Source organism: Streptomyces sp. NPDC058295 (assembly GCF_042880655.1).
Classification (GTDB): domain Bacteria; phylum Actinomycetota; class Actinomycetes; order Streptomycetales; family Streptomycetaceae; genus Streptomyces; species Streptomyces coriariae.
In genome coordinates, this window is sequence record NZ_JBHVYO010000051.1 from 47,252 (window position 1) to 56,903 (window position 9,652).

A 9,652-nucleotide genomic window follows, 5' to 3' on the forward strand; every position below is an offset into this window, starting at 1 on the left:
GCTCGAGGTCGGGAAGGACTTCGTCCTCGTCTTCGGCGGGGGAGCGGGATAGGTATGCCGATACATGCACTCACCTCAAGCGTGGGTCATGGCACGTGCCCGGCGATCGCTGAACCCGCCGCCATGCCCGGATTCGGGCGGTATCGCGGACACTGGACAGCAGGAGAAGGGAGGCCGACCGTGCTGACCGTAGTCCGTGAGCGGCTGGGTCGGGCCCTGTTCCGCCGCGTCGCCGGGCCCGACGGACCGGCGACACGTACCCGTATCCACCACACTCCGGGCCCGCGCTGGTTCGAGCCGGACCGCCCGATCCGTGTGGTCCACGGTGACGCCTCGATGTTCATCGGTGGGCTGAGCGCGCTGCTGCTGCAGTCCCTGCACCCGCTCGCCATGGCGGCGGTGGCCGGGCACTCCGGATACCGCGGCGACCCGTGGGGGCGACTGCAGCGCACCAGCACCTTTCTGGCCGTCACGACCTACGGCACGGCCGGGGACGCTCAGCGGGCGGTCGACATCGTCCGCCACATCCACGAGGGGATCCGCGGGACCACGGCCGAGGGCGTGCCGTACCACGCGGCCGATCCGCACCTGCTCGGCTGGGTGCACGCAGCCGAGACGGACAGCTTCCTGCGCGCCCACGAACGCTTCGGCGCCCGCCCGCTGGATGCCGCCGGGTACGACGCCTACGTCGCCGACACCGCGCGGGTCGCCGAGGCGCTGGGGGTGAGCGACCCCCCGCGCGACCGACGCGAGCTGTGCGAGCGGCTGACCGCCTATCGGCACGAACTGGGAACCACGTCCGAAGCCCGCGCCGCCGCCCGCTTCCTGCTGTTCCGGCCGCCCCTGCCCCTTGCCGTACGGCCCTTCTACGGCGGGTTGGCCGTGAACGCCGTCGTGCTGCTCCCGCCCTGGGCCCGGCGCATGCTGTGGCTGCCCCGGGTGCCGGTCGTCGAGGATCTCGCCGTACGCCCCACCGGAGAGGCCCTGACCCGGACCATCCGCTGGGTCATGACCCCACCCCGCGAGTCCCGCCCGACGTGAGCGCGCGCCACCTCGTGTCACGGCCGGCCCCGCACGGGTGGGTTTCGACAAGGTACGGCTCGCTGTGGCCTGACGAACTCCGTTGCAGGGCCCTACCTTTGAGTCATGGAAACTCGGCATCCCGCCCCGCTGGCGGAAGTTGTGGCACCCGTGACAGCCGGATGGCGGCTGCTGTTCGTGCCCAGCCGGGCCCGCGAGCTGGCCGTCGCGCTCGGCGCGAGCATCATGGTCCCGTCGATGGTCGCAGCCCCACTTCTGCTGGCCGCTCTGGTGGCCGCCGTGATCTCGGGGAGCTCATTCTTCTGGGGCAGTTTCTGGGTCCTACTGGCGCTCACGGTCGTCGCAGTGCTCCTGCTCACCGTGGCCATGGTGTGCGTCACGGCATCCATGACGGTGCGGTGGGTCGAGCTTCGCCCCCTGGGAACTCCGGCCCAGGTCGTGATCGCCCGCTTCCTGCGTTCGTCGACCATGGCGATGGCTGATCTGCGGCGAGTCGTCGTCATCGAGCGACTCAGTCTGGGGCAGCGTCAGTCGATCAAGGTGGTGTTGCATACCCGCAGCGAGACGGTGGAGTGCGAACCGGCGACGTCCGCACCGCTCTCTCGGGTCGACGCACAGGCGCTGACCGGCTGGTTGACCGAGCAACTCGGCGGGGTCCAGGTGGCGGTGGAGCATCAGACGGAGGTCAAGCGAGACTTCCTGCGTCCGGACGAGTGGTGGACCCGGTCCCACACCGCCGAGCTGTGGCGGGTACCCGTCGGCGAGGTCGACGGCATAGCCGCCCAGCGCGGCGTCGAAGGCTATCGGTACACGCCCCGGGCATACGCGATGCACAGCCCTGGCACTTCGGTCACCGTCTACGACCCGGGCCGGGCCTACGAGGTCGCCGAAGAACTCCGCGCGGAACGAGCCGCCGGCCAGGCCGCCGACAGCACGTCAGCCCCCGGCCCGGCCGAGGACGACGCAACGGATTCCCGCTGACTCGGTCGGGCCGGTCCTGACCTGGCTCGGAGACTGCACTCCATGAGCGGGCGGATGGCGTCGCCTGCGTGGTGGCGAAACCCGTCGGAGCCCGCCCTAAATCCCCTGCGTACCGACGGTGACGTGACCGTATGCTCGGCCGCTCGGGGCTGGGAGGTCCGGCCCGGTGGCCAGGGGCTTGTTCCTGCATAGGTGGCTTGGCGGTCAGGGACGTAACTTCGGGATCCTGAATCGTTCTCGCCCTGTCCGACTGATCTGCGGTCCGGAGCCGACGGACGCCGACGCGTACTTCGGGCGGGTGCTGCGGGGCTCACCCGGCGGCACCCGCCTGGCCCGGCCCCAGGCGCTGAGCACGTACTTCGTGTTCCTGGAGCTGCGGCACGAGGTCGAACTCCACGCGATGACCGGCCGAGTGGTCGAGTGCCCGATCGGCGAGATGAACCGGCTGGACTGCTTCTCATTCGGCCATTTGTGAGAACCGTGCAGCGCTCAATCGTCCGGTCAGCCGCGTTGCCGGTGAGCGCGCAAGGCAGCCCAGTGGCGCAGGCGTTCGCTGATCTGGGCTTCGTAGCCGTTGCGGGTGGGCCGGTAGTACGTCTCGCGGTCCATGTCCTCGGGGAAGTAGTCGGCGCCGGAGAAACCGTCGGTGGTGTCGGGGTCGTACCGGTAGTCCTTGCCGTAGCCGAGCTCCTTCATCAGCCGGGTCGGGGCGTTGAGGACGTGGGCGGGCGGCATGAGTGAGCCGGTGCGGCGCGCGGCGCGGTGTGCGGCGTTGAAGCCGCGGTAGACGGCGATGGACTTGGGGGCGGTGGCGAGGTAGACGACGGCCTGGGCAATCGCCAACTCCCCCTCGGGGGAGCCGAGTCGCTCGTACACGTCCCAGGCGGCGAGCGCCTGCTGAATCGCGTGCGGGTCGGCGATGCCGATGTCCTCGCTTGCGAAGCGGACCAGGCGGCGGGCCACGAACAGAGGGTCCTCGCCGCCGTCGAGCATGCGGGCGAGCCAGTACAGGGCGGCGTCCGGGTCGGAGCCACGCATCGACTTGTGCAGCGCGGAGATCAGGTTGTAGTGGCCTTCCTGGGCCTTGTCGTACAGCGGGGCGCGATGCTGGATGTGCTGGGCGAGCGCGGTGGTGTTCAGGGGGGTGCCGGTGTCCGGGAGGGCCTGGAGCTGTTCGGCCAGGTTGAGGAGGTAGCGGCCGTCGCCGTCGGCCATGGCGATCAGGGCGCGGCGGGCGTCGTCGTCGAGGGGCAGCCGCCGGCCGGTGAGCTGCTCGGCGCGGTCGAGGAGCGTGGACAGCGCGGCTTCGTCGAGGCGCTTGAGGACGAGGACCTGGGTTCGGGAGAGGAGAGCGCCGTTGAGTTCGAAACTCGGGTTCTCCGTGGTGGCGCCGATCAGGGTGATCGTGCCGTCCTCGACGTAGGGCAGGAAACTGTCCTGCTGGGCGCGGTTGAAGCGGTGGATCTCATCGACGAACAGCAGGGTGCCCTGGCCGATGGTGCGCCGGCTGCGGGCGGTGGCGAAGACCTTTCGCAGGTCGGCCACGCCGGAGAAGGTGGCCGACACCGGTTCGAAGGCCAGGTTGCTGCCGTCCGCGAGGAGCCGGGCGATGGTCGTCTTCCCGACGCCGGGCGGGCCCCACAGGATTGCCGAGCCGAGGCGCTGCTGGGCGACCATGCGGCCCAGCGGGGCGTCCGGGGCCAGGAGGTGGTCCTGGCCGACGACGTCTTCCAGTTGTGTGGGGCGCAGGCGGTCGGCGAGTGGCCGGGTGGGCTCCTCGTCGAAGAGGGGCAGGGTCGCTTCGGTCGGTTCCATCGGTCTCTCGGGTCTGGGGGCGGAGGCGGAGGGGTGTGTACGTGGGCCCTTGAACGGGACGCTGTCGGGCGGGAGTTCAGCCGTTCGCGGCGCTCATCGGGCAGCGGGACGGTCGCGCGGGGGCAGCCGCTCGACGGCCAGGTCGTAGGAAGCCTCGACCGCGTCGGTGACCAGCCGCTCGGTGATGCCGGGTCCTGGCCCCAGGGAGATCCAGTGCCGTTTGTCGAGGTAGCGGCCCGGTGTGATCGAGGCGTAGCCATGCACGTGCGCGCGGGCGTGTTCGGGTTCGCACTTGACCGTGATGATCTGCTCGTCCGGGTCGTCGGTGACGATCAGGAACACCTTGCCCGCGACCTTGTACACGTCGAGTCCGGGGGTGAAGGGGTATCCGTGGCTGACGTCGGGGAGGGCGAGGGCCGCCTGGCGAGCGGTGTCCTGGAGCCGGTCACCGGCCGCGCTCACCGGGCTGTCCGCGTGCCGATGCCGCAGGTGCGCGGGTCGACGGGCCGCTCGGCCCTGGGCAGGTGGGCGACGACGAGCCGGTAGGAGTCGGTGACGAGCTCCCTGACGAGCTCCTTGTCGACGCCTTCCCCGCTCTCCAGCGTGATCCAGTGCTTCTTGTTCATGTGGTAGCCCGGGGTGATGTGGCTGTACTGCTCCCGCAGGGCGTGGGCTTCCCCGGGGTCCGCCTTGAGGATCACGACGGGACGCCCCGGGACCTCGGTCATCAGCATGAACACCTTGCCGCGCACCTTGTAGACCTCCCAGTCGGGGCCGAAGGGATGCTCCAGCCGGGCTCCGGGAAGCTCCTCGGCGCAGGCGGCTGCGGTCTTGTGCAGGGTCGTTCCGTTCATGAACGTTTCCTTCCTCAGGTGAGTGCGGGCTGGGCACCCATGACGTGAGTGGCGCGCCGATCGGTCGTGGACGAACACCGTGCACTGGGGCGCCGCCCCCTCGACGTCCACCACGCCCTGCGACGCAGCCTGCTCGAATCGCTGCTGCTGCGCCTGGCCAACTCCCCGGGCATCGCCCCCACCGGCACGGCCACGGCCGGCACCGGCCGCGCCGACAGGTACGGACGCTTCCTGGACGCCCTGGAGCTGCACTTCCGCGAACTGCACCAAGCCGCGGACTACGCCGAGCTGCTCGGCTGCTCGGTGCGCACCCTCAGCCGCGCCGCCCGGGACGCCACCGGCAAGGGGGTACGCGAACTCATCGACGAACGCCGCCTCCTCGAAGCCCGGCGCCTGCTGGGAGGTGCCCGATGGGACGCCCGGGCCGTGGCCGTCCACTTTCGTGACCGCACCGGCCTCACCCCGGCTGCCTTCGCGGCCCGCGAAGCCAGGACCGACGCTTGACGCGAATGCGTCGGAGGCCCCTTACCGGTCAGGAGGCGACGGCTGTCTTCGCGGTCTGCGGGAACGCCCAGTGGGAGTGCACGATGCGCCACTCGCCGTCGATCAGCCGGTACGCCTCGGTGGCGTTCCAGGCGCGGAGAAGCCGTTCGTTGCGGTTGTCGTCGAGGACGTAGGTGTTCAGGTTGTAGGCCAGGACCGCGAAGTCACCGCTGTCGGCGACGCTCACCGCCGGGTTGAGGTACTCACTGCGCACGATGTGCGGGTTCGAGTAGATCGGGTCGATGTGTGCGATGACGTTGTCGCGTCCCACGACCAGTTCCTTGACGATCGGGTCGAAGTAGCTGACCTCCTCTGCGTAGTTGTCGAAGTAGCCGCGGTTGTCGCCGGCGCTCCATCGTTCGTTGAAGGACTTCTCCAACTCCAGGATGGTCTTGCCGATATCCGCCTTGTCGACGCTCATATCTGGTCTTGTGCCATTTCTCTTACGGATGCTGCGGCCGGCTGTGTCGGCCGTCGTGCATCAGGGGGTGGGGTGGTTGGTGGTCGTTCTTTCTCGGTTGCCCGGGTCTCAGTCGCCCGGGTCTCAGTCGTCCAGGACGACGACGTGCTTGCCCGGCGTGGTGCCGGACTCGAGGTCGGCCTGTGCGTCACGGATCTGTTCCAGGCCGTGGTAGACCTTCGCGACCGGGACTGTGAGGCGTCCTTCGGCGATGGCCCGGAGCTGGTGGGCGAAGACGTCGGCCGGGAGGTCGGTGGCCTGGCCGCCGTAGGAGGTCAGCCGTACCCCGCCCGGGATCATGAACGGGGTGAAGTCGGGGATCGTCCACTGGCCCGCCAGGGCTCCGGTGAAGCAGACCGTGCCGTGGCGGCGGACGGTGCGGAGGGTGTCGGCGAGGACCGAGCAGCCCACCAGCTCCAGTGCGGCGTCGACACCGTCCGGCACCAGCTCGCGCACCTGGTCGGCGAGGGTGCCGTTGTCGACAAGGGGATGGTCGACGCCCGCCGCCCGCAGTTCCCTTGCCCTCTCCTGGCTGCGGGTGGTCGACAGCACGGTGGCTCCGAGGTCCTTGGCGATCGTGGCCGCGCTCAGCCCGACCGTGGAGGTGCCACCGCGGATCAGCAGCGTCTGCCCGGCCTTGAGGTCCAGGCCGCGGGTCAGGGAACCGTACGCGGTCTGGAACATCTCGGGCAGTGCGCCGACCACGTCCCAGGGCAGGGTGGTCTCGAAGGGGATGACCTGCCCGACGGGGACGGTGACGTACTGGGCGTATGCGCCGTCGTAGGCGCGGCCCATGCCGCCCATCATCGTGGCCACCTGCTGTCCCGGCCGCAGCCCGCTGCGTTCATCGGCCTCATCGACCACGCCGACGCCCTCGATGCCGGGCACCCGCGGATACGTGACCACCGCGTCCGACTCCCCCTTGCGGGTGGTGACCTCGGACTCGTTGACGCCGAACGCCTTGACCTTGATCCGCACCCAGCCGGGCTTGCGGACAGGCACCGGCACATCCTTGATCTCCAGTGCGTCGAGGCCGCCGGGCCGGGTGACGACGACGGCCCGCATCGTCGCCGGTGCGTGGTCACCGGCTCCTGCTGCTGTCGGTTGGCTCATGCCGAGTTCCTCACTCTGTTCGCCCCCTTGGTGTGCTGTTCCCGTCAGGGGCGGTCGATGCCTTCCCACAGGTCGAGGACCTGCTGGTAGTGGGCGGTGCCCTCGAAGGGAGAGTTGCCCACGGTTTCCGACGTGGGCTTGTCCGTGACGGCGGGCCACAGGCGGGAGTGCTCGCCGGTGGCGAAGTCGAGCACGATGTCGCGGATACGGGTGTCACGCTCCGCCTGCTCCGCGCTGCGGCCCGGCTGTTCCTGGCCGACCAGGGCGTACATCTCGGTGCCGTGCACGGCGGGCGCGCCTTCGGCGGGGCCGATCAGGAGGAGGTGGGCGTTGCCGCCGGCGGCGGCGTGGGCCAGGGCGCCGCGGGCGGCGGGGATCGCGAAGAGGTAGTCCGCCATGACCGCGGCGCGGACCTCGGCCGGGGTACGGCCGCCCTGGTCGTAGGCGTCGACGATCTTCCTGGCGCGGGAGCGGGAAATGCGCCACCCCGCGACCTCGTCGACGATGCGGTCGATGGTGCCCGGGTCGAACCGGTCGAGGTCGTTCGCCACCCACCAGCCCATGTCGTCGCTGGCCATGCTCAGTAGCAGGTCGACGTCGCGGTGCGCGCCCGAGGCGAGGACGTCCATGGGGTGGGCGTGCACCACCGCGCCGGGCTGCCCGATGTCCAGGACGACGCCGGTGGCCTTGTTGTCCACCCCGCCGCGGACTCCGAGGTCCGTCGGGAGGACCTTGCGCAGGGCGTCCCGCAGGGAGAGCGGGTCGAGGTCGAGCAGCTTCTCCGGGTTGTCCGCGACACCGAGTTCGGTGACGAACAGGTGCGCGAGTTCCTCGGCCCACCAGGCCGGGATGGAGCGCGCGGGCCCGCCGGAGAACCCGGCCAGGCGCCGGTACAGGCCGTCGGCAGAGGAGGCGCCGAGCAGTCCGAGGGAGGAGTAGGCGCCGCCGCTGTGGCCGTAGACGGTGACGTCGTCGGGGTCTCCGCCGAAGTGGGCGATGTTCCGCTGGACCCAGGTGAGCGCGGCGATGATGTCCTGGAGGAAGAGGTTGCTGGCCTCGGCGAGCTTCCCGCTGTACTGCGAGAGCGAGAGCGGGCCCAGGGCGCCGAGCCGGTAGTTGATGGACACGCCCACCACGCGCCCCGTCGCGGCGAGACCGGCGGCGTTCGAGGTGATCTGCGTGTTCGCGCCGTACTCGAATCCGCCGCCGTGGATGTACACGGTGACCGGGAGTGCCTTGCCGGCCGGCTGCTCGGGGGCCCACACGTTCAGGTTCAGGCAGTCCTCGCCCATCCCGCTGTCCGCTTCGAGCCAGTCGCCGCTGTCGGGCTGGACGGAGACGACGCCCTTGCGGTCGTAGGGGAGGTTCGGATCGAAGCCCGCGACCACCGGGCGGCGGTACCGCTCGGCAGTGGCGTACGGGATTCCCCACCAGGACCGCACCCCCGGTGCAGTCGGAGCCTTGGGTGGGGCAGCGGTCATGACATGTCCTTCCGGCGCGATTCGGATGCTTTGCGCGATGTCGGCGGCTGGTCGCTCGTGCTGGCGCTCTCCCATCGTTCCCTGGGGTCCGACAAATCGCCCGGCGGACAGCGGTCACCTGATAGTCACCAGGCGACACTTCACCCGGCTCGCCTGGTCCACCGGGGCAATTCGCCGATACCCGCGCCGCGGTACACCGGCGCCCAGACCGTCCAGCCGACCGCTGGGATCCGGTTTCGAGCAGGGAGTCGTTCGTATGCCCCGGCAGTCCGTGCCCCAGGCGTCGGCCCACCGCAGCCTGGTCACCGTGAGCGGCCCGGCCGCTCTCCACCGCATCGAGCAGCTCGACTGCGGCCTAGGCGTGGCCCCGGACAACGGGCTGAGTGTCGCGGAACCGTCCGAGGCGATCACGCACCCGGCCTTCCACGCGAGCCGGCCCGCTGCCATGACCGCGATCACCCAGCTCGAGAAGATCGCCGCAGAGCGAAGCACCTGAACAGCAGAGAAGAACTGAACAGCAGAGAAGAACTGAACAGCAGAGAAGAACTGAACAGCACAGCAGAGCGGCATCGCCACCGTCCCGGCACCGCCGCGCCCGTCTCCCTTCGATCAAAGATCCAAGCCATGGAACACATCACCGAGACCCCCACCCTGAAGGCCCCGGCCGAGCGCTTCACCGGCGACGTCTACCTCAACATGATCTCGACTCCCGCCGAGCCGGCCCGCCTGGCCGCCGCTCTGGTGCGCTTCACCCCCGGAGCCCGCACCAACTGGCATGCGCACGCCCTGGGACAGGTCCTGCACGTCACCGACGGCGTCGGCCTGGTGGGCACCCGTGACGGCAAGGTCGTCCGCGTCAGCGCCGGCGAGACCGTCAAGTGTCCGGCCGCCGAGGAGCACTGGCACGGCGCCGCCGACACCACCCTCATGGCCCACCTCGCCCTGCTGGTCGGTGACGGCACCGGTGACGGCACGACCTGGCTGGAGCCGGTCACCGACGACCAGTACGCGGCCGCCCTCGGCACCGTCGCCGGCTGACGCCCGAGCGGCGCGAAAGCAACAAGGTGCCTTCGACCGTTTGTCGTCGCCGGACGAGCCCCGTGCCATCAAGGCCCTGGTGAAGCCGCGACCGGTCGATGAGGTGTCGACAGCGAGCATCCCTCTGGCCCTCGGTCGTCGGCTGATCACCTCTGGTCGTCGCCGCGCCGGGCAGGCATGAGGTGATCAAGATGCTGTCGAAGGCCCGAACCCCGAACCCCGAAGGCCCGAAGGCCCGGTGGTGCCGGCCCTCCGCGTAGTGGTTTCCGGCAGGCCCCGCCCGGTGACGACATCGCGCCCGCCCGGTCTCCTGCATGAAGACCGGG

Annotated in this window: 11 protein-coding genes and 1 pseudogene; 6 read left to right on the forward strand and 6 right to left on the reverse strand. The window is 70.2% G+C overall.

All coding sequences use genetic code 11. The annotated features are described in order from the left end of the window. The first annotated feature begins 180 nt into the window (after window positions 1–180). The 3 genes from ACFVYS_RS36460 (at window position 181) to ACFVYS_RS36470 (ending at window position 2,497) form a co-directional block, all read left to right on the forward strand. Window positions 181–1,041: an oxygenase MpaB family protein gene (locus ACFVYS_RS36460; RefSeq protein WP_389509172.1), complete on the forward strand. Its 861-nt coding sequence runs from the start codon at window positions 181–183 to the stop codon at window positions 1,039–1,041. A 105-nt stretch (window positions 1,042–1,146) separates the two neighbouring features. Beyond that, on the forward strand, window positions 1,147–2,022 hold the full coding sequence (locus tag ACFVYS_RS36465) for a hypothetical protein (RefSeq protein WP_389509174.1): 876 nt from the start codon (window positions 1,147–1,149) through the stop codon (window positions 2,020–2,022). A gap of 298 nt (window positions 2,023–2,320) precedes the next feature. Further along, window positions 2,321–2,497, forward strand: coding sequence for a hypothetical protein (locus tag ACFVYS_RS36470; protein WP_389509176.1), 177 nt, complete (start codon window positions 2,321–2,323; stop codon window positions 2,495–2,497). Between the two features lie 26 nt (window positions 2,498–2,523). On the opposite strand, the gene ACFVYS_RS36475 is transcribed toward ACFVYS_RS36470, so the two are convergent. The 3 genes from ACFVYS_RS36475 to ACFVYS_RS36485 all read right to left on the reverse strand — a co-directional run bounded on the left by ACFVYS_RS36475 (window position 2,524) and on the right by ACFVYS_RS36485 (window position 4,691). Further along, the gene (locus ACFVYS_RS36475) at window positions 2,524–3,837 is read right to left on the reverse strand and encodes a replication-associated recombination protein A (RefSeq protein WP_389509178.1); all 1,314 of its coding nucleotides are present in this window, start codon (window positions 3,835–3,837) and stop codon (window positions 2,524–2,526) included. A 93-nt stretch (window positions 3,838–3,930) separates the two neighbouring features. Beyond that, entirely contained in the window at window positions 3,931–4,299 is a 369-nt protein-coding gene (locus tag ACFVYS_RS36480; RefSeq protein ID WP_389509179.1) for an MmcQ/YjbR family DNA-binding protein, read from the reverse strand. Further along, window positions 4,296–4,691, reverse strand: a complete 396-nt coding sequence (locus tag ACFVYS_RS36485) for an MmcQ/YjbR family DNA-binding protein (RefSeq protein ID WP_389509181.1) — start codon at window positions 4,689–4,691, stop codon at window positions 4,296–4,298. Before ACFVYS_RS36485 ends, ACFVYS_RS36480 begins: the two co-directional genes overlap by 4 nt. Window positions 4,692–4,754: 63 nt before the next feature. Between ACFVYS_RS36485 and ACFVYS_RS36490 the strand changes: the two are divergent. After that, window positions 4,755–5,195: pseudogene (locus ACFVYS_RS36490) on the forward strand (helix-turn-helix domain-containing protein); the annotation flags it as partial. Between the two features lie 28 nt (window positions 5,196–5,223). Here the strand turns inward: ACFVYS_RS36490 and ACFVYS_RS36495 are convergent. The 3 genes from ACFVYS_RS36495 to ACFVYS_RS36505 form a co-directional block, all read right to left on the reverse strand. Beyond that, window positions 5,224–5,655, reverse strand: a complete 432-nt coding sequence (locus ACFVYS_RS36495) for a YybH family protein (RefSeq protein ID WP_389509183.1) — start codon at window positions 5,653–5,655, stop codon at window positions 5,224–5,226. 123 nt (window positions 5,656–5,778) lie between these two features. Beyond that, window positions 5,779–6,807 (reverse strand): alcohol dehydrogenase catalytic domain-containing protein, encoded by a 1,029-nt coding sequence (locus tag ACFVYS_RS36500; protein ID WP_389509185.1) that lies wholly within the window; start codon window positions 6,805–6,807, stop codon window positions 5,779–5,781. Between the two features lie 44 nt (window positions 6,808–6,851). After that, window positions 6,852–8,288, reverse strand: a complete 1,437-nt coding sequence (locus ACFVYS_RS36505) for a carboxylesterase family protein (protein ID WP_389509187.1) — start codon at window positions 8,286–8,288, stop codon at window positions 6,852–6,854. Between the two features lie 256 nt (window positions 8,289–8,544). Here ACFVYS_RS36505 and ACFVYS_RS36510 point away from each other — a divergent pair, with 256 nt between their 5' ends. Together ACFVYS_RS36510 and ACFVYS_RS36515 are read left to right on the forward strand one after the other, a co-directional pair. Beyond that, complete coding sequence (locus ACFVYS_RS36510) at window positions 8,545–8,784, forward strand: hypothetical protein (protein ID WP_389509189.1); 240 nt, start codon at window positions 8,545–8,547, stop codon at window positions 8,782–8,784. A gap of 128 nt (window positions 8,785–8,912) precedes the next feature. Next, a complete protein-coding gene (locus ACFVYS_RS36515; RefSeq protein ID WP_389509191.1) occupies window positions 8,913–9,326 on the forward strand; it encodes a cupin domain-containing protein in 414 nt (137 codons plus the stop codon). Window positions 9,327–9,652: the final 326 nt, after the last annotated feature.

What these genes read in the sequence shown, in the direction of transcription:
- ACFVYS_RS36485 (WP_389509181.1), bottom strand. Translation starts at nt 4,691, where the DNA reads ATGAACGGAACGACCCTGCACAAGACCGCAGCCGCCTGCGCCGAGGAG.
- ACFVYS_RS36495 (WP_389509183.1), bottom strand. Translation starts at nt 5,655, where the DNA reads ATGAGCGTCGACAAGGCGGATATCGGCAAGACCATCCTGGAGTTGGAG.
- ACFVYS_RS36465 (WP_389509174.1), top strand. Translation starts at nt 1,147, where the DNA reads ATGGAAACTCGGCATCCCGCCCCGCTGGCGGAAGTTGTGGCACCCGTG.
- ACFVYS_RS36510 (WP_389509189.1), top strand. Translation starts at nt 8,545, where the DNA reads ATGCCCCGGCAGTCCGTGCCCCAGGCGTCGGCCCACCGCAGCCTGGTC.
- ACFVYS_RS36475 (WP_389509178.1), bottom strand. Translation starts at nt 3,837, where the DNA reads ATGGAACCGACCGAAGCGACCCTGCCCCTCTTCGACGAGGAGCCCACC.
- ACFVYS_RS36515 (WP_389509191.1), top strand. Translation starts at nt 8,913, where the DNA reads ATGGAACACATCACCGAGACCCCCACCCTGAAGGCCCCGGCCGAGCGC.
- ACFVYS_RS36505 (WP_389509187.1), bottom strand. Translation starts at nt 8,288, where the DNA reads ATGACCGCTGCCCCACCCAAGGCTCCGACTGCACCGGGGGTGCGGTCC.
- ACFVYS_RS36500 (WP_389509185.1), bottom strand. Translation starts at nt 6,807, where the DNA reads ATGAGCCAACCGACAGCAGCAGGAGCCGGTGACCACGCACCGGCGACG.